This is a genomic window from Aquincola agrisoli (assembly GCF_036621135.1).
Classification (GTDB): Bacteria; Pseudomonadota; Gammaproteobacteria; order Burkholderiales; family Burkholderiaceae_C; genus Aquincola; species Aquincola agrisoli.
Map to the genome: position 1 here is coordinate 1 of NZ_JAZIBG010000026.1, position 17,617 is coordinate 17,617.

Genomic DNA, 17,617 nt, shown 5'->3' on the forward strand with positions numbered 1-17,617 from the left:
CGGGGCGGCGGCGCGGGGCAGTTCGGCACGGCTGCGCGCCTGCGGTGCGGGGGCCTTCAGCGCAGCGGTGGCGGCCGCCGGCGGGCGCGCGGCGTCCACCGTGGAGGCCGCCGCAGCCGCGCCGGCCGGGGTCGCTGGCGTCGCAACGGGCCCCTGGTGGCCCCCGCCCGCCGCGGGCGCCGTCGTGCCTCGGGGGGGGAATGCGAGGAAGCGCAGCAGCACCATGGTCAGCCCGGCATATTCGTCGGGCGCCAGGCTCAGTTCGCCCCGGCCATGCAATGCCAGGCTGTACAGCAGCTGCGTCTCATCGGGCGCCAGCGATGCTGCCAGCGCCCGGGTGCCGGCGGTGTCCGGATCGGTATCGTCGAGCGCGCCGGGCACGGCCTGCTCGACCGCCATCTGCTGGAGCAGGACGGTCATCTCCTCCAGCGTCCCCGCGGGCGACAGGCCGCGCTCGCGCAGCGCCTGCACGCCCGACATCAGGGCCGGTCCATCGCGCTGGGCCAAGGCCTCGACGAAGCCCGCGGCATGGCTGCGGTCCACCGAGCCCAGCATGTGGCGCACGCCCTCGGCCTCGATCGCGCCGCCGCCGTAGGCGATGGCCTGGTCGGTGAGCGACAGCGCATCGCGCATGGACCCGCGCGCCGCACGCGACAGCAGCCGCAGCGACGGTACGTCGTGCGCGACGTTCTCGGCCTGCAGCACATGCTGCAGGTGCTCGAAGACCACCTCGGGCGCCATCGGCCGCAGGTTGAACTGCAGGCAGCGGCTGAGCACCGTCGGCAGCATCTTCTCCGGGTCGGTGGTGGCGAGCACGAACTTGAGGTACTCGGGCGGCTCCTCGAGCGTCTTCAGGAGCGCGTTGAACGACTCCTTCGTCAGCTGGTGCGCCTCGTCGATCATGAAGACCTTGAAGCGCCCGACGCTGGGCTTGTAGGCCGCGCGCTCGAGCAGGTCTCGGATCTCGTCGATGCCGCGGTTGCTGGCCGCGTCCATCTCGATGTAGTCGACGTAGCGGTCGGCGTCGATCTCGGTGCAGGCGCTGCACACGCCACACGGGTGCGCCGTGACGCCGCCCCGCCCGTCCTCGCCGATGCAGTTGAGGCTCTTGGCCAGGATGCGGGACACGGTGGTCTTGCCGATGCCCCGGGTGCCGGTGAACAGGTAGGCATGGTGCAGCCGCTGCTGGCCCAGGGCGTTGGTCAGTGCACGCACGACGTGCTCCTGCCCGACCATCTGCTCGAAGCTGCGGGGGCGGTACTTGCGCGCTAGCACGACGTAACTCATCCGGGCATTCTACGAACCGGCCGGGGCCCGCCCCGCCCGCACGCCCGCTCCCCCGATAATCCGGCACCATGAATTCGACCGAGCCCTCTCCGCACGCCACCCTCAGCTACGAGCAGGCTGGCGTCAACTACGACCTGATCGACCCGTTGAAGGTCAGCGCACAGCGCGCCGCGGCCGCCACCGCCGGCCATCTCGCAGCGCACGGCTTTACCGAGGTGGCAGCCTCCCGCGGCGAATCGGCCTACGTGGTCGACGTGGGCCCGTTCTACCTCGCCAGCATCGTGGAATGCCTCGGCAGCAAGGCGCTCGTGGCCGACGAGATGCACCGGCTGACCGGCAGAAGCTTCTACGACGGCATCGCGCAGGACACCATCGCGATGGCCGTCAACGACCTCATCACCGTCGGCGCCACGCCGCTGGTCGTCCAGGCCTACTGGGCCGCCGGCGGCAGCGACTGGTTCGGCGACGCGCAGCGTGCGCAGGCGCTGGTGGCCGGCTGGAAGAAGGCCTGCGACACCTGCGGCGTGGCCTGGGGCGGCGGCGAGACGCCGGCACTTGCAGGCATCGTCGAGGCCGGGCGCATCGACCTCGCGGCATCGTGCACCGGGCTCATCAACCCGAAGGAACGGCTGTCGGTCGGCGACAAGCTGCAGGCCGGCGACGCGATCGTGCTGCTGGCCTCCAGCGGCATCCACGCCAACGGCCTGAGCCTGGCGCGCAAGCTCGTCGAGCGGCTGCCCCAAGGCTACCTCACCGAGGTGGCGCCCGGGCTGAGCTACGGCGAAGCGCTGCTCGCACCGACGGTGCTGTACTCCCCGGTGACGGAGGCGCTGTACCAGGCCGGCATCGTGCCGCACTACTGCGCCAACATCACCGGCCACGGCTGGCGCAAGCTGCTGCGCCATCCCGCCGAACTGACCTACCGCATCCACAGCGTGCCCGAAGTGACCCCGGTGCTGAAGTTCATCCAGCAGCGCGCCCAGCAGGATGACCGGGAGGCCTACAGCACGCTGAACATGGGGGCCGGCTTCGCGATCTTCGTGCCGGCCGCCCATGCCGAACGGGTGGTGGAAGTGGCGCAGGCGCAGGGCGTGCCGGCACTCGTCGCGGGGCAGGTCGAAGCCGGCCCCAAGCAGTTGCTGATCGAGCCGCTGAACATCCGCTTCGGCAACGACGACCTCCAGCTGCGCTGACACCCCGGCGAGGCGCATCGCGCCCGTCGCCTACAATCGCCGGTGACGGGCCTCCTCGCATGGAAGCGCGGCCAACCGGGTCAGGTCGGGAACGAAGCAGCCCCAACCGTTGCGACCAGTGCCGAGATCAGGCTCGTCACCCTTCCAAAGGGTCCAGCGCCCGCACCGCCGGAAATCAGGCCGCGGAGCCTGACGACTCGACGGCGGGTGCGGCCGCGTCGGGCGCGCCACCCTCCTCGATCCACGCCGGATCGCCCTCCCCCTGCATCGCCCGCTGCACCGCCTCGTGCAATTCACGCGGCGTCATGTGCAGCACGCGCGCATAACGCTGCGCCACCTTGTCGAGCGCGGCCGCGGCCTGGCGCGCTGGCCACGACATGGCATCGATCGCCTCGTTGGCCCCGCTGGCGACGGTGCGCAGGGTGTCGTCGTCGCTGTCGCAGTGGCGCACCGGCGTCTGCAGCGGAATGCGCCGGATCATGTGCAGCACCGCATCGTCCATGCCCCAATGGCGCGCCACTGCGGCACCCATCGACTCGATATCCACGCCCAGTACCGCGAAGGCGGCCACGTCTTCGTTCATGCCGGGTTCGTCGGGCGCCCCGTCGCGTCCGGGGGCGGGCTGCATCAGGCGGCGGATCTGCTGCGCCTCTTCCGGGAAGTGGTACTGCACGAGCAGCCGCCCCAGGTTCTGCATCAACGTGACGAGGTACACCACTTCGGCGTCGTAGCCGGCCGGCCGCAGCGCCTGGGCCAGCCGCGCCGCCCGCCTGACCCGCAGGATGCAGGCGGACAGCTCCGCCGCGGCCGCCTCGCCCAATGGGCCCGGCCAGGGGCGCAGGCCCTGGGCCGCATGGCGCAGGCCATCGAGGCCGATCATCGCGATCGCACGCCGTACCGTCAGCACCGGGCCGTTGCCGGCGACCTGGGAGCCGCGCACCTGCGCGGTGTTGACCTGCCGCAGCAGCTCGAACGCCAGCGCCAGGTCCTTCAAGGCCAGGTCAGCGAGTTCGCTGGTATGCCCCCGCTCGAGCGATGCGAGGCGGGCCGCGCGAACCGCCCCCCCCGGGCTGGCCGGCAGCGCGCCGACCTGCCGCACACGGTCGAGCAGCACGTCGTGCGCATCGCCGCCCTGCGCCGCGTTGTCGAGCCAGCCCTGGAGCGCACGGGCCAGCGTGCGTGCGCTGTGGTAGCGATGGCGTTCCTGGCGATCGGTCGCGCGGTTGACAATGGCGCGCAACGCCTCCGGCACCGGGCGCGGGATGACCCACGGCAGGCGGATCAGGTCGCGGCCCAGCGGCGGCAAGCGCTCCATGCAACGGCCGGTGTCCGGCTCGCCCAACGCGGGTTCGGCAGCCAGCAGGTGGTGCGCGAGCAGGCCCAGCGCCAGCACATCGCGGCCTGCCGCATGGCCTTGCGCTTGCAGGCTCGGGTTGCCGCCCGCGCCCTGTGAAGCCGCCTCGGCGGCATCCGCCATCGCCACTTCGAGGCCCATCACCTGCAGTTGCCCGGTGTCGCCCAGGCACAGCAGGTGCAGTTGCAGATCGCGATGCGCGACGCCGGCTTCGTGCGCGAAGGCGAGCCCTTCAAGCGCCTGCGTCATCCAGCGCGCCACGTCCGCAGCGGGCTCGCCCTCGCGCGTCAAGCGCTCTGCGAGCGTCGTGCCGGCACGCGCATAGGCCGCGTAGGGCCAGCGCTCATGGGCATCCACCTCGATCGCCCGGGCGAGGGCCGGATGGTCCAGCCGTGCCGCCTTGCGTGCGGCCTGCAGCCAGCGCTCCAGCCCGGCGGCATCACTGGGCTGCGAACGGGGCAGCACCAGCACGCGCTCCTGTTGCGACGCACTGTCGAACACCAGCCAGGCCATGGTGCGGGCACTGCGGCCGAGCAGATGGCGGAGCTCGAACCGGCCGAAGGAACGAACCGGTTTGGCAGTGGACGGGGCGACGGCGGCCATGGGAGCGACAACAGACAAGCGACACCCGGATTGGACCGCGCCAGGCGGGGCCGGAAGCGGCGAACAACCCGTGGTTTGCCCGTCAGATCGGCCCCGCGCAGACGGTATTTGCCTATCTCGGTCATAGTGTGGCCAACGAGGCTGCGCGGAAGCCTTGTGTCAGAATCGTTGGCGCCTTACGGCAAATCAGGAAACGACATGAGCGAACTCATCAAGCACATCTCAGACGCCTCGTTCGAAGCCGATGTCCTCAAGTCCGACAAGCCCGTGCTCGTCGATTACTGGGCCGAATGGTGCGGTCCCTGCAAGATGATCGCACCCATCCTCGACGAGGTTTCCAAGGACTACGGCGGCAAGCTGCAGATCGCCAAGCTGAACGTCGACGAAAACCGCGACGTGCCCGCCAAGTTCGGCATCCGCGGCATCCCGACACTGATGCTGTTCAAGGACGGCCAGGTTGCCGCGACGAAGGTTGGCGCCCTGTCGAAATCCCAATTGACTGCTTTCCTCGACGGTCATCTATAATCTGCGGCAGTTGCTGGCGGAATCGGGTTTCCGACCCCCGCCAGTACCCAGATTGCCACCACGCCCGATGCCCAGCAGGCATCCCCCGCGTGGAGTCGGCTCCTCTCACCAGCGTGTATTTCCAGGCCTGCATTCGGGTTCGCTGATCCAGCGAATTCGCAAGTCCGCGCTGGCATAACCCGAGCCGATCATTCGGTGCGCTTGCTTGGCAGCGGCGCACCCTCCCGAGGTCAGCCTCCATGCATCTTTCCGAACTGAAGGCCCAGCACGTTTCAGAGCTCATCAAGATGGGCGAAGCGCTGGAGATCGACAACGTCGCCCGCCTGCGCAAGCAGGAGCTGATGTTCGCGATCATGAAAAAGCGCGCCAAGGCCGGTGAACAGGTCTTTGGCGACGGCGTGCTCGAAGTGCTGCCCGACGGCTTCGGCTTCCTGCGCTCGCCGGACACCAGCTACATGGCGTCGACCGACGACATCTACCTGAGCCCGAGCCAGATCCGCCGCTTCAACCTCCACACCGGCGACATGATCGAAGGTGAAGTGCGCGTGCCGAAGGACGGCGAGCGCTACTTCGCGCTGGTCAAGGTCGACCGCGTGAACGGCCTGACGCCGGAGGAGAACAAGCACAAGATCATGTTCGAGAACTTGACGCCCTTGTTCCCCAAGGAGCAGTTCAAGCTCGAGCGCGACATCAAGTCCGACGAGAACATCACCGGCCGCATCATCGACCTCATCGCCCCGATCGGCAAAGGCCAGCGCGCACTGCTCGTCGCGCAGCCCAAGACCGGCAAGACGATGATGATGCAGCACCTGGCGCACGCGCTGGTGGCCAACCATCCCGAGGTCCACCTCATCGTGCTACTGGTCGACGAGCGGCCTGAAGAAGTGACCGAGATGCTGCGCACCGTGCGCGGCGAGGTCATCAGCTCCACCTTCGACGAGCCCGCGCAGCGCCACGTGCAGGTCGCCGAGATGGTGATCGAGCGCGCCAAGCGGCTGGTCGAACTGAAGAAGGACGTGGTCATCCTGCTCGACTCGATCACCCGCCTCGCCCGTGCGTACAACAACGTGCTGCCCTCGTCGGGCAAGGTGCTGACCGGTGGTGTCGACGCCAACGCGCTGCAGCGGCCCAAGCGCTTTTTCGGCGCCGCGCGCAACGTCGAGGAGGGTGGCTCGCTGACCATCATCGGCACCGCGCTGATCGACACCGGCTCGAAGATGGACGAAGTCATCTACGAGGAGTTCAAGGGCACCGGCAACTGCGAGATCCACCTGGACCGCCGCATGGCCGAAAAGCGGGTGTACCCGTCCATCCTGATCAACCGCAGCGGCACCCGCCGCGAAGAGCTGCTGTTGAAGCCCGAGATCCTGCAAAAGAGCTGGATCCTGCGCAAGCTGCTCTACCCGATGGACGAGATCGAGGCGATGGAGTTCATCCTCGACAAGATGAAGTCGACGAAGAACAACCTGGACTTCTTCGACATGATGCGCCGCGGCGGCTGACGCCGAGGTTATAATTCCGGGTTTTCCGCTCGTGGGAAAGTGCGCATGCATGGGGCAGGCGTGGCTACCAAGACACCCCAGAGGCTCCTCTTTGGGGAACGGGCGGTTCAATGAACGAGGCACCCATGAAAGAAGGCATCCACCCGGCGTACCGCGAAGTGTGTTTCGTGGACCTGTCCAACGGCTTCAAGTTCGTCACCCGCTCCTGCGCGCAGACGAAGGAAACCGTGAAGATGGACGACGGCCGCGAACTGCCGCTGTTCAAGCTCGAAACCAGCAGCGAATCGCACCCCTTCTACACCGGCACGCAAAAGAGCATCGACAACCTCGGTGGCCGCGTCGAGAAGTTCCGCAACAAGTTCGCAAAGGTCGGCATCAAGAAGTGATGCCTGCCAGCAACGGCAAAAGGGCAGCCTCGGCTGCCCTTTTTGTTGTCCGCCATCCATGAACATCCCCACCCCTGCCCTGGTTGCCCAGCGAGCTGCCCAGCCCTTGCCGCGCTGGGCCCTGTGGCTGTTCTGCGCCGCCTACCTCCTGCCCGGCGTGGTGGGCAGGGATCCCTGGAAGAACGCCGATGTGACGGCCTTCGGGATCATGGCGGCGATGGCCGAGGGCCGGACATCCTGGCTCACGCCCACGCTGGGCGGCATCCCCCTCGACACCGCCCTCCTGCCGCACTGGCTCGGTGCCGCCTTCATCGCCCTGCTGACACCCTGGATCGATGCGCCGATGGCGGCGCGCATCCCGTTCGTGCTGCTGCTTGCCGCGACGCTCAGCCTGACGTGGTACGCCACCTTCCAGCTCGCCCGCACCGAGGCGGCGCAGCCGGTGGCCTTCGCCTTCGGCGGCGAAGCGAACACGGTGGACTACGCGCGGGCGCTGGCCGACGGCGCCATGCTTGCGCTGATGGCCACGCTCGGGGCGCTGCAGCTGGGCCACGAGACCACGCCCGAGCTCGCGCAGCTGGCGAGCGTGGCGCTCGCGCTGTGGGCGCTGGCCGCGGCGCCCTTCCGCGGGCTGCGGCCACGCCTGGCGATCCTCGGCGCGCTGCCCCTGCTGGCGGCGAGCGGGGCGCCTTCGATGGCGGTCGGCCTGGGCGTGCTGGGCACGCTGATCTGCAAGCGCTCGACGTTCGATGCGGTTCGCCGCTTCGTTCCCTGGGTCGCCGCAGCGACCGCCGCAAGCATGCTGGTGGGCGCGACCGTGCACAGCTGGGCGTGGCGGATCGACGCCGACGCTTTCCGCGAGGCACCCCGCATCGGGCGGCTGCTGCTGTGGTTCCTGTGGCCTTCCTGGTTGCTGGCACTGTGGACGCTGCTGCGCTGGCGCCACCACCTGCAGAACCGCCACATCGCGATCCCGCTCAGCGCCGCCGGCTTTGCCGTCGTGGCCAGCATCGCGATGGGCGGGTCGGACCGTGCGTTGATGCTGGGCCTGCCGGGCTTTGCCGTGTTGGCTGCCTTTGCACTGCCCACCCTGAAACGCGGCACCAGTGCCGCGGTCGACTGGTTCTCGGTGTTCTTCTTCAGCGCCTGCGCCATCGGTGCGTGGGTGATCTATGCAGCCGTCCAGGTCGGCATCCCCGCGAAGACGGCGTCCAACATCGCCAAGCTGGCCCCCGGCTTCGAGGCGACCTTCTCGCCGGTCAGCCTCGCGTTCGCGGTGGCCGGATCGGTGGTCTGGATCGCCCTGGTGCGCTGGCGCACCGGCCGGCACCGTCACGCGCTGTGGAAGAGCCTGGTGCTGCCCGCCGGCGGCGTGGCGCTGTGCTGGCTGCTGCTGATGACGCTGTGGCTGCCGCTGCTCGACTACGCGCGCAGCTACCGCCCCTGGACGGACCGCGTCGCGCGCCACGTACCTGCGGGCGCATGCATCGCCGCACGCGGCGTTCCGATGTCCGCGGTGGCCGCGCTGGAGTACTTCGGCCGCTGGCGAGTCGAGGCCAGCTCGCGCAGCACGCTGCCCGAGGCCACGGCCGGCTGCGACTTCCTGCTGGTCGCCGAGGCACGCAACAAGCCTGTGCCTGCGCCGGCAGGCTGGGTCTACATCGCCCGGGAAAACCGGCCCACCGACCGGGACGAGGTGACGGCCATCTACCGGCGCGGCCAGGCAGCCGGCGCCCGCTGATGCCAGCCTCCACGTGAGCGGCCACGACGCGGCCTTCGCGGCCTGTCAGGCTTCGGGCAGCACCACGCTGCGCGGCGTGTGCTCCGCAGCTTGCCGCACCAGGCGCACCCGCGGTGGCGGCAGCACCAGCCGGAAGCACGAACCCTTGCCCACCTCGCTCTCGATGGCGAGTTCGCCGCCGTGGCGCTGCACCGCGTGCTTGACGATGGACAGGCCCAGGCCGGTTCCGCCGGTATCGCGTGAACGGCTGCCATCCACGCGGTAGAAGCGCTCGGTCAGCCGCGGTATGTGCTCGCGGCCGATGCCGATGCCGGTATCGCGCACCTCGAGTTCTCCAGAATGGTCGGGCCGCACACGCCAGGCCACGTCGATGCGCCCCCCGTCAGGCGTGTAGCGCACGGCGTTGGTCACCAGGTTGGTGATGGCACTGGCAAGCTCGCTGGGGTTGCCCGCGACTTCGTAGCCCGGCTCCACGTGGAAATGCAGCTGGTGGCGGCCTGCCGACAACGACGCCGCATCGGCCTCCAGCCGCTGCAGCAGCGGATCGAGCGCCGTCCAGCGATCGGGCGCCGGCCGGGGGCTCCCCTCCAACTGCGCCAGCGTCAGCAGGTCGCCGACGAGCGTCTGCATGCGATCGGTCTGCTGGCGCATCAAGGTCATCACACGCTGGCGCTCGTCGTCGCTCAACGGCAGGGTGGCCATCGTTTCGATGAAGCCCGCGAGCACCGTCAACGGCGTGCGGATCTCGTGCGAGACGTTGGACACAAAATCGCGCCGCATCCCGTCGGCACGCTCGGTTTCGGTGATGTCCTGCGACAGCACGAGCTTCATGCCCTCGCCGTAGGGCCGCACCACCACCGACAAGGTGCTGCGCCCGCGCGGGCTGGTCAGCACCACCGGCTCGTCGAAGCGGCCGGCCTGCAGGTGGTTGACGAAAGCCGGCGAGCGGATCAGGTTGGTGACGCGCTGCCGACGGTCGCGCACCGGGTCGAGGCCGAAATGATCCGCTGCCACCGAGTTGCACCAGTCGATCTGGTCATGGGCATCCAGCATCAGCACGCCGTTGGGCGACGCCTCGATGCCCGACAGGAATTGCTCAAGCCGCCCCCGCTCCTGCTCCAGCGCCCTCTCCCTGGCACGCATCAGCCGCTCGACACGGTAGCCGATCTCACCCCAGAAGCCCTGGTCGCGCGGTGCAGGACCCTCCTGCGTGCCGCGCAGCCAGCGCATCAGGCGCCGGCCCCTCAATGCATCGACCACCGTCAGCAGCGCGATGCCGGCGAGGCTGCCGATCACCACGCCGAACACCGGCGCCTGGGCGCTGCGGCCCGCCAGGTGGCCGATGGCCGCGCCGGACAGGGCCGCGCCCACCGCGGCCAGCATGCGTGACAACCACCAGCTCAAGGACACCTCATCCGCAGTACTGCCGGAACCGCGAGCTCAGCATCAGGCCGACAGGACGCTGGCCTGCTGCGTCAGCCGGTAGCCGGCGCCGCGGACGGTCTCGATCATCTGGGCGCACTGCACCGGCGACAGCGCCTCGCGCAGCCGCTTGACGTGCACGTCGACCGTGCGCTCCTCGATGAACACATGGTCGCCCCACACGCGATCGAGCAGTTGGCCGCGGCTGTGCACCCGCTCGGGATGGGTCATGAAGAAATGCAGCAGCCGGAACTCGGTGGGGCCGATCTTCACCTCGCGCGGCACGCCGTCCACCGTGCGCGTCACGCGGTGCGTGGCGGGATCGAGCACCAGGCCGCCGACGTCGACCGGCGCGTCGAGTGCGTCGGGCGCCTTGCGCCGGAGCACGGCACGGATGCGTGCCAACAACTCCTTGGTCGAGAAGGGCTTGGCGAGGTAGTCGTCCGCACCGGCATCGAGCCCGGAGATCATGTCGGCCTCTTCCGAACGGGCGGTCAGCATGATCACCGGGAGGCCGCGCGTGCGCACCTCGCCGCGCCAGCGCTTGGCGAGCGTGAGCCCGGACTGGCCGGGCAGCATCCAGTCGAGCAGCACCAGGTCCGGCAGGACGCCGTTGACGGCCTGCTGCGCCTGCTCGGCATCGGTGGCGATCACCACGTCGTAGCCCGCGTGGCGGAGGTTGAGCGAGATGAGTTCGGCGATCGCCGGCTCGTCTTCGACGACAAGGACGAGGCTCATCGCACGGCGTCCTCGACGGCTTCCACCGAGTGGTGGCGGACATCGGTGCCCTTCACCACGTAGATGATTGCTTCGGCCAGGTTCTTGGCATGGTCTCCCACCCGCTCGATCGCCTTGGCCACGAAGACCAGGTCGATGCTCGAGGAGATCGTGCGCGGATCTTCCATCATGTACGTGATGAGCTTGCGCAGCAGCCCGTCGAACTCCTGGTCGATCTGGTCGTCCTGCTTCAGCACTTCGAGCGCCTTCCCGGTGTCGAGCCTCGCAAACGCATCCAGCGCCTTGCGCAGCAGCGCGATCGCCAGATCGGCCTCGAAGGCCAGGTCGGTCACCGGCACGCGCAACCGGCTCGACACGCCGGTGTTGACCAAGCGCTGGACCGTACGGGCGATGCGCGCCGCCTCGTCGCCCACGCGCTCCAGGTTGGCGATGGTCTTGCTCACCGCGATCAGCAGGCGCAGGTCGCGGGCCGTCGGCTGGCGGCGCGCGATGATGCCCGACAGGTCGCTGTCGATCTCGACTTCCATCGTGTTGACGCGCGTTTCCTGCTGCAGCACCTGGTTGGCCGTCTCGCTGCTGAAGTTCGACAGCGCATAGATCGCCTGCGCCACCTGCGCCTCGACCAGGCCACCCATTTCGAGCACCCGGTTGGAGATGCCGCTCAGTTCGGCATCGAACTGCGTCGAAAGATGCTTGTCCGCCATGGTGTGTCTCCGCTCAGCCGAAACGGCCGGTGATGTAGTCCTCGGTGTCCTTCTTCTTGGGCTTCATGAACAGCTCGGAAGTCGGCCCGAACTCGATCAGGTCGCCGAGGTACATGTAGGCCGTGTAGTCGGAGCAGCGCGCGGCCTGCTGCATGTTGTGCGTCACGATCGCCACCGTGTAGTCGCTCTTCAGCTCGTGGATCAGTTCCTCGATCTTGCCGGTGGAGATCGGGTCGAGCGCCGAGCACGGTTCGTCGAGCAGCAGCACTTCCGGCTTGATCGCGATGCCGCGGGCGATGCACAGCCGCTGCTGCTGGCCGCCGGACAGGCCGGAACCGCTCTGCCCCAGCTTGTCCTTCACCTCGTTCCAGAGCGCGGCCTTCTTCAGCGCCCACTCCACGCGCTCGTCCATCTCCACGCGCGGCAGGTCCTCGAACAGCCGCACGCCGAAGGCGATGTTGTCGTAGATCGACATCGGGAAGGGCGTGGGCTTCTGGAACACCATGCCGACCTTGGCGCGCACCAGGCTCACGTCGAGCTTGGACGCGAGGATGTTCTCCCCGTCGAGGAGGATCTCACCCTCTGCGCGCTGCTCGGGGTACAACTCGAACATGCGGTTGAAGGTGCGCAGCAACGTGCTCTTGCCACAGCCCGACGGGCCGATGAAGGCGGTGACCTTCTTCTCCGGAATGTCGAGGTTGATGCGCTTGAGCGCGTGGAAGCTGCCGTAGTAGAAGTTGAGATTGCGCACCGACAGCTTGGGCTTCTCGGTGACCGGCAGGTCGACTTTGGTGTCCATCAGAATGCCTCGGATCTATCAGTACTTGTTTCGGAACAGCGTGCGCGCAATGATGTTGAGCGCCAGCACGCCGATCGTGATCAGGAAGACACCCGCCCAGGCCAGCTTCTGCCAGTTCTCGTAGGGGCTCATCGCGAACTTGAAGATCGTGACGGGCAGGCTGGCCATCGGCGAGCCGAGGTCGGCGGTCCAGAACTGGTTCGACAGGGCCGTGAACAGCAGCGGTGCCGTCTCGCCGGCGATCCGGGCGACTGCCAGCAGCACGCCCGTCACCACGCCCGCACGGGCGGCCTTGAGCGTGATCGACAGGATCACCTTCCACTTGGGCGTGCCGAGCGCGTAGGCCGCTTCCCGCAAGGCATTGGGCACCAGTACCAGCATGTTCTCGGTGGTGCGGATGACCACGGGGATCACGATCAGCGCCAGCGCCAGCACCCCGGCGTAGCCGGAGAAGGACTTCATCCGCGCGACGACGACGGCGTAGATGAACAGGCCGACGACGATCGAGGGTGCCGACAGCAGGATGTCGTTGATGAAGCGCGTCACGGCGCCGAGCCGCGACTTCGCGCCGTACTCCGCGAGATACACGCCCGCCATCACGCCGATCGGCGTGCCCACGAGCGTGGCCAGCGTCACCATCATCAGCGAGCCGTAGATCGCGTTGGCCAGGCCGCCCGTGTCCGCCAGCGGCGGTGGCGTCATCTCCGTGAACGTGGCCAGCGACAGGCCGCCGAAGCCCAGGCGCACCGTCTCGATCAGGATCCAGATCAACCAGAACACGCCGAAGGCCATGGCGCCGAGCGCGAGCGCCAGCGCGATGCCGTTGACCCGCTTGCGCGAGCGGTGCTTCGCGTGCTTGCGGCTTTCAATGCTTGCAGCAGTCATGTCCGCGACCCCTCGTTCTTCTTGAGCCGCAGCAGCAGCAGCTTTGAGAAGGACAACACCACGAAGGTGATGAAGAACAGTACCAGGCCCAGGTAGATCAGCGACGCCTGGTGCAGGCCTTCGCCGGCTTCGGCGAACTCGTTGGCCAGCGCCGAGGTGATGCTGTTGGCTGCCTCGAAGAGGGACAGCGAATTGAGCTGGTTCATGTTGCCGATGACGAAGGTGACCGCCATCGTCTCGCCGAGCGCCCGCCCGAGGCCGAGCATGATGCCGCCGATGACCCCCGTCTTCGTGTAGGGCAGCACCACCTTGTAGACCACCTCCCAGGTGGTGGAACCCAGCCCGTAGGCCGATTCCTTCAACATGGGCGGCGTGACCTCGAACACGTCGCGCATCACCGAAGCGATGAACGGGATGATCATGATCGCCAGGATGATGCCCGCGGACAGCAGGCCGATCCCGACCGGAGGCCCGGACACCAAGGCGCCGACGTACGGCACGTCGCCGAGCAGGCTCTGCAGGGGCTGCTGCACGTACGTGGCCAGGATGGGGCCGAACACCAGCAGGCCCCACATGCCATAGACGATCGACGGCACGGCGGCCAGCAGTTCGACCGCGATGCCCAGCGGCCGCTTCAGCCACGACGGCGACAGTTCGGTCAGGAAAAGCGCGATGCCGAAGCTCACCGGCACGGCGATGACCAAGGCGATCAGCGAGGTCATCAAGGTGCCGTAGATCATCACGAGGCCGCCGTACTGGTTCTGCACCGGATCCCAGTCCGTGCGCCAGAGGAAGCTCAGGCCGTACTCGCGGATCGCCGGCGCGGCGCCGACGACCAGCGACGCGATGATGCCCGCCAGCAGCGCCAGCGTCAGCCAGGCGGCGGCGTGGGCGAGGAACGAGAAGAGCGTATCGGCCCAGGGGGCCGAGCGCCGCTGCGGCGGCGGCGCGCTCGAGGGATCAGATCGACCCATCTGGGCGTCTTTCAGCGGGTGGCTCGCTGGCAGTGTAGCGGTCATGCGACCTCCAATCTTTCGCGCATACGCCGAAGCCCGGGCGACGTCCCGGGCTGTCGGCGGCAAGGACCGCTGCCGAGAGGCAGCGGTCCCGCCAGATCAGTTGGCCGCGACGGCCTTGCCGTCGGCGCTCTTGATCTCGCCCCATTGCTTGCGGACCAGCGCCTTCACCGAGTCCGGCAGCGGAACGTAGTCGAGCTCGGCGGCGGTCTTGTCGCCCTGAGCGTAGGCCCAGTCGAAGAACTTCAGCGCGGCAGCGCCCTGGGCCGGCTTCTCCTGGTTCTTGTGCATCAGGATGAAAGTGGCACCCGTGATCGGCCAGGAATCCTTGCCCGGCTGCTCGGTCAGCACCTGGTAGAAGCTGCGCGACCAGTCGGCACCGGCCGCAGCGGCCTTGAAGTTCTCGTCATCCGGCGCCACGAAGTTGCCGGCCGCGTTCTTCAGCAGAACGTGCGACATCTTGTTCTGCTTCGCGTAGGCATATTCGACGTAGCCGATCGAATTCGGCAGGCGCTGCACGTAGGACGAGACACCTTCGTTGCCCTTGCCGCCCACGCCCGTCACCCAGTTCACGGCCGTGCCTTCACCGACCTTGCTCTTCCACTCGGCGTTGACCTTCGACAGGTAGTTGGTGAAGATGAAGCTGGTACCGGAGCCGTCGGCGCGGCGGACCACGGCGATGGCCGCATCGGGCAGCGCCACGCCGGGGTTCAGGGCCGTGATCGCCGCATCGTTCCAGCGGGTGACCTTGCCCAGGTAGATGTCGCCGAGCACGGCGCCGGTCAGCTTGATCTGCCCGGGATTGATGCCCTTGATGTTGACGACCGGCACGACACCGCCGATCACCGTCGGGAATTGCAGCAGACCGTCGGCCGCCAGTTCCTCGTCCTTCAGCGGCGCGTCCGACGCGCCGAAGTCCACCGTCTTGGCCTTGATCTGCTTCAAGCCGGCGCCCGAGCCGACAGACTGGTAGTTGATGCGTGCGCCGGTGGCCTTGTTGTAGGCATCCGCCCACTTGGCGTAGACCGGCGCGGGGAACGACGCACCGGCACCCGTCACATCTTGTGCGTGCGCCAATTGCACCGACAGCGCGAACACGGCAGCAGCCGTGGCGGTACCGAGCTGCTTGAAGCGCGCGGCGGCGCTGCGGGTGGCTTGCATGGACATGGACTTACCTTTCTGCAGTGATCTCATGACGAGTGTCACTGTAGGCAGCCTGTGTGACAGTGACATGACATCGTCATGCCACCTGCCGCCGAGGGGCGCTTTCAGTTGAGCGCGGCGGCGGCCAGCCGCTCCGCGCAACCGCGCGCGGCCGCGGTGTCGCTGGCCTCCACCATCACGCGCAGCACGGGCTCCGTTCCGGAGGCACGGATCAGCAGGCGGCCGCTCTGGCCCAGTTCACGCTCCACACGCGCCTGCTCATCGGCGAGGCGTGCGTTCTGCCGCCAGTCGGCTCCGTCGGGCAGGCGGACATTGATCAGCACCTGCGGGAACAGCGACACCCCCTCCAGCAATGACGCGAGCGGCCGGCCGCTGCGCCGCACCGCCTGCAGCACCTGCAGCGCGCTGACGATGCCGTCGCCGGTGGTGTGCTTGTCCAGGGCCAACAGGTGGCCGGAGCCCTCACCACCCAGCTGCCATCCCCTGGCGCCCAGCTCTTCGAGCACGTAGCGGTCGCCCACCTTGGCGCGCACCAGCGGCACGCCGCGGCGCTGCAGCGCCAATTCGACCGCCATGTTCGTCATCAGCGTGCCGACGGCACCCGCCACCGCCTGCCCCTGCGCGATGCGGTCGGCCACCATCACATACAGCAGCTCATCGCCGTTGTAGAGCCTGCCGTCCGCGTCGACGAGCTGCAGGCGGTCCGCATCGCCATCGAGCGCGACGCCGTAGTCGGCCCCCCGCTCGCGGACGGCAGCCACCAGCGCCGCCGGGGCGGTCGCCCCGACGCCGTCGTTGATGTTGGTGCCGTTGGGGGCGCAACCGATGGACGACACCTCGGCGCCGAGTTCATGGAAGACGTCCGGCGCCACGTGGTAGGCCGCGCCATGCGCGGCGTCGACGACCACCTTCAACCCCTTCAAGGACAGCTCGCTGCCGAAGGTGCTCTTGCAGAACTCGATGTAGCGGCCCCGTGCATCGTCGATCCGGCGCGCCTTGCCCAGGCCGGTGGAGTCCACCCATTGCGGCGACTCGCCCAGTGCAGCCTCCACCGCGGACTCCCAGTCGTCCGGCAGCTTCTCCCCCCGGGCGGAAAAGAACTTCACGCCGTTGTCGTTGAAAGGGTTGTGAGAAGCGCTGATCACCACGCCCAGGTCGAGCCGCAACGCGCGTGTCAGGTAGGCCACGCCCGGCGTGGGCAGCGGCCCCGAAAGCAGCACGTCCACGCCGGCCGATGCAAAGCCGGCCTCCAGGGCGGACTCGATCATGTAGCCTGAAATGCGGGTGTCCTTGCCGATTACCACCGTCGGCCGGTCCACCGTGCGCCTCAACACGCGGCCCACCGCATGGCCCAGCCGAAGCATGAAGTCCGGCGTGATCGGCGCCGCGCCCACCGTGCCGCGGATGCCGTCCGTCCCGAAGTAGCGCCTTCCCATACCCTCTCTCCTCAATCCTTGTCAGAGGCGCGCGGCAGTCCCGCCGCGGCCCATATCTTCAATGCGTCCACGGTGGCCGCGACGTCATGCACCCGCAAGACCCGCGCACCCCGCTCCACGGCGGCAAGCGCAGCCGCGACGCTGGCCACCAGCCGTTCCCCCACAGACCGGCCCGTCAGCGCGCCCAGGGTCGACTTGCGCGACCAGCCCGCCAGCAGCGGGTAACCCAGCGACAGGAGCTCCTGCTGCCGCTGCATCAGGGTGACGTTGTGCTCCACCGACTTGCCGAAGCCAAACCCCGGATCCAGCACGATTCGATCAGCCGCCACGCCCATCCTTCGCAGATGTGCGGCCCGGTCGGCCAGGAAGCTCCCCACCTCGACGACGACATCCTCATACGACGGTGCCGTTTGCATGGTGCCCGGCTCGCCCTGCATGTGCATGAGGCACACGCCCACCCGGGGATGCGCCGCCACCGCTTGCGCCGCACCGGGAAGGCCCAGCGCTCGCACGTCATTGACGATGTCGGCCCCGGCCTGCAGGGCTGCTTCGATGACCAGCGGCTGGCTGGTGTCCACCGACACCGGCACGCCGAGCGTGACGGCATGCCGAAGCACCGGAAGCACCCTATCCAACTCTTGCTGCGGCGAAGGTCGCAGCGACCCCGGCCGCGTCGACTCGCCTCCGATGTCCAGGATCTCGGCGCCCTGCGCCAGCAGGGCATCGCAATGCGCACGGGCCGCAGCGGCGTCACGCCCGCCGTCGGAAAAGGAGTCGGGGGTCACGTTCACGATGCCCATCACACGGGGCCGATCGAGATCGATGCGGAAACGAGAGGTCTGCCAGATCATGGGAACACGAA

The 17,617-nt window shown here is 68.3% G+C and carries 16 protein-coding genes and 1 other RNA gene; 6 read left to right on the forward strand and 11 right to left on the reverse strand.

What is annotated here, in order from left to right:
- Positions 1-1,287: DNA polymerase III subunit gamma/tau (dnaX, locus tag V4F39_RS11475; protein ID WP_332289534.1), on the reverse strand; the 1,287-nt coding region annotated here is incomplete at its 3' end.
- A gap of 68 nt (positions 1,288-1,355) precedes the next feature.
- Between dnaX and V4F39_RS11480 the strand changes: the two genes are divergently transcribed.
- Together V4F39_RS11480 and ffs are read left to right on the forward strand one after the other, a co-directional pair.
- Positions 1,356-2,480 (forward strand): AIR synthase-related protein, encoded by a 1,125-nt coding sequence (locus V4F39_RS11480; protein WP_332289535.1) that lies wholly within the window; start codon positions 1,356-1,358, stop codon positions 2,478-2,480.
- Between the two features lie 44 nt (positions 2,481-2,524).
- Positions 2,525-2,621: signal recognition particle sRNA small type (gene ffs / locus V4F39_RS11485), an RNA gene on the forward strand.
- Between the two features lie 34 nt (positions 2,622-2,655).
- Here the strand turns inward: ffs and V4F39_RS11490 are convergent.
- Complete coding sequence (locus V4F39_RS11490) at positions 2,656-4,347, reverse strand: HDOD domain-containing protein (RefSeq protein WP_332289536.1); 1,692 nt, start codon at positions 4,345-4,347, stop codon at positions 2,656-2,658.
- A 288-nt stretch (positions 4,348-4,635) separates the two neighbouring features.
- On the opposite strand from V4F39_RS11490, the gene trxA reads away from it, so the two are divergent.
- The 4 genes from trxA (at position 4,636) to V4F39_RS11510 (ending at position 8,591) form a co-directional block, all read left to right on the forward strand.
- Positions 4,636-4,962, forward strand: a complete 327-nt coding sequence (gene trxA, locus V4F39_RS11495) for a thioredoxin TrxA (RefSeq protein WP_332289537.1) — start codon at positions 4,636-4,638, stop codon at positions 4,960-4,962.
- Positions 4,963-5,201: 239 nt separating this feature from the next.
- Positions 5,202-6,464: a transcription termination factor Rho gene (gene rho, locus V4F39_RS11500; RefSeq protein ID WP_332289538.1), complete on the forward strand. Its 1,263-nt coding sequence runs from the start codon at positions 5,202-5,204 to the stop codon at positions 6,462-6,464.
- Positions 6,465-6,589: 125 nt separating this feature from the next.
- On the forward strand, positions 6,590-6,850 hold the full coding sequence (locus V4F39_RS11505; RefSeq protein ID WP_332289539.1) for a type B 50S ribosomal protein L31: 261 nt from the start codon (positions 6,590-6,592) through the stop codon (positions 6,848-6,850).
- A 58-nt stretch (positions 6,851-6,908) separates the two neighbouring features.
- Entirely contained in the window at positions 6,909-8,591 is a 1,683-nt protein-coding gene (locus V4F39_RS11510) for a hypothetical protein (protein ID WP_332289540.1), read from the forward strand.
- A gap of 45 nt (positions 8,592-8,636) precedes the next feature.
- On the opposite strand, the gene phoR is transcribed toward V4F39_RS11510, so the two are convergent.
- From phoR to folP, 9 genes are all read right to left on the reverse strand, one after another.
- The gene (gene phoR / locus V4F39_RS11515) at positions 8,637-9,995 is read right to left on the reverse strand and encodes a phosphate regulon sensor histidine kinase PhoR (RefSeq protein ID WP_332289542.1); all 1,359 of its coding nucleotides are present in this window, start codon (positions 9,993-9,995) and stop codon (positions 8,637-8,639) included.
- 42 nt (positions 9,996-10,037) lie between these two features.
- On the reverse strand, positions 10,038-10,751 hold the full coding sequence (phoB, locus tag V4F39_RS11520) for a phosphate regulon transcriptional regulator PhoB (protein WP_332289543.1): 714 nt from the start codon (positions 10,749-10,751) through the stop codon (positions 10,038-10,040).
- The gene (gene phoU / locus V4F39_RS11525) at positions 10,748-11,455 is read right to left on the reverse strand and encodes a phosphate signaling complex protein PhoU (protein WP_332289545.1); all 708 of its coding nucleotides are present in this window, start codon (positions 11,453-11,455) and stop codon (positions 10,748-10,750) included. The genes phoB and phoU overlap by 4 nt, the downstream gene beginning before the upstream one ends.
- A gap of 13 nt (positions 11,456-11,468) precedes the next feature.
- Positions 11,469-12,254 carry a phosphate ABC transporter ATP-binding protein PstB gene (gene pstB / locus V4F39_RS11530; RefSeq protein ID WP_332289546.1) on the reverse strand — a complete coding sequence of 262 codons (786 nt, stop codon included), beginning with the start codon at positions 12,252-12,254 and terminating at the stop codon, positions 11,469-11,471.
- Between the two features lie 18 nt (positions 12,255-12,272).
- Positions 12,273-13,139 carry a phosphate ABC transporter permease PstA gene (gene pstA, locus V4F39_RS11535; RefSeq protein WP_332289547.1) on the reverse strand — a complete coding sequence of 289 codons (867 nt, stop codon included), beginning with the start codon at positions 13,137-13,139 and terminating at the stop codon, positions 12,273-12,275.
- A complete protein-coding gene (gene pstC / locus V4F39_RS11540) occupies positions 13,136-14,113 on the reverse strand; it encodes a phosphate ABC transporter permease PstC (RefSeq protein ID WP_332289571.1) in 978 nt (325 codons plus the stop codon). Before pstC ends, pstA begins: the two co-directional genes overlap by 4 nt.
- Positions 14,114-14,254: 141 nt before the next feature.
- Positions 14,255-15,316, reverse strand: a complete 1,062-nt coding sequence (pstS, locus tag V4F39_RS11545; RefSeq protein ID WP_332289548.1) for a phosphate ABC transporter substrate-binding protein PstS — start codon at positions 15,314-15,316, stop codon at positions 14,255-14,257.
- A gap of 107 nt (positions 15,317-15,423) precedes the next feature.
- Complete coding sequence (glmM, locus tag V4F39_RS11550; protein ID WP_332289550.1) at positions 15,424-16,755, reverse strand: phosphoglucosamine mutase; 1,332 nt, start codon at positions 16,753-16,755, stop codon at positions 15,424-15,426.
- 11 nt (positions 16,756-16,766) lie between these two features.
- Positions 16,767-17,606, reverse strand: a complete 840-nt coding sequence (folP, locus tag V4F39_RS11555; RefSeq protein WP_332289551.1) for a dihydropteroate synthase — start codon at positions 17,604-17,606, stop codon at positions 16,767-16,769.
- Positions 17,607-17,617: the final 11 nt, after the last annotated feature.

What these genes read in the sequence shown, in the direction of transcription:
- V4F39_RS11480 (WP_332289535.1), top strand. Translation starts at nt 1,356, where the DNA reads ATGAATTCGACCGAGCCCTCTCCGCACGCCACCCTCAGCTACGAGCAG.
- V4F39_RS11490 (WP_332289536.1), bottom strand. Translation starts at nt 4,347, where the DNA reads ATGGCCTGGCTGGTGTTCGACAGTGCGTCGCAACAGGAGCGCGTGCTG.
- trxA (WP_332289537.1), top strand. Translation starts at nt 4,636, where the DNA reads ATGAGCGAACTCATCAAGCACATCTCAGACGCCTCGTTCGAAGCCGAT.
- rho (WP_332289538.1), top strand. Translation starts at nt 5,202, where the DNA reads ATGCATCTTTCCGAACTGAAGGCCCAGCACGTTTCAGAGCTCATCAAG.
- V4F39_RS11505 (WP_332289539.1), top strand. Translation starts at nt 6,590, where the DNA reads ATGAAAGAAGGCATCCACCCGGCGTACCGCGAAGTGTGTTTCGTGGAC.
- V4F39_RS11510 (WP_332289540.1), top strand. Translation starts at nt 6,909, where the DNA reads ATGAACATCCCCACCCCTGCCCTGGTTGCCCAGCGAGCTGCCCAGCCC.
- phoB (WP_332289543.1), bottom strand. Translation starts at nt 10,751, where the DNA reads ATGAGCCTCGTCCTTGTCGTCGAAGACGAGCCGGCGATCGCCGAACTC.
- phoU (WP_332289545.1), bottom strand. Translation starts at nt 11,455, where the DNA reads ATGGCGGACAAGCATCTTTCGACGCAGTTCGATGCCGAACTGAGCGGC.
- pstB (WP_332289546.1), bottom strand. Translation starts at nt 12,254, where the DNA reads ATGGACACCAAAGTCGACCTGCCGGTCACCGAGAAGCCCAAGCTGTCG.
- pstA (WP_332289547.1), bottom strand. Translation starts at nt 13,139, where the DNA reads ATGACTGCTGCAAGCATTGAAAGCCGCAAGCACGCGAAGCACCGCTCG.
- pstC (WP_332289571.1), bottom strand. Translation starts at nt 14,113, where the DNA reads ATGGGTCGATCTGATCCCTCGAGCGCGCCGCCGCCGCAGCGGCGCTCG.
- pstS (WP_332289548.1), bottom strand. Translation starts at nt 15,316, where the DNA reads ATGCAAGCCACCCGCAGCGCCGCCGCGCGCTTCAAGCAGCTCGGTACC.
- glmM (WP_332289550.1), bottom strand. Translation starts at nt 16,755, where the DNA reads ATGGGAAGGCGCTACTTCGGGACGGACGGCATCCGCGGCACGGTGGGC.
- folP (WP_332289551.1), bottom strand. Translation starts at nt 17,606, where the DNA reads ATGATCTGGCAGACCTCTCGTTTCCGCATCGATCTCGATCGGCCCCGT.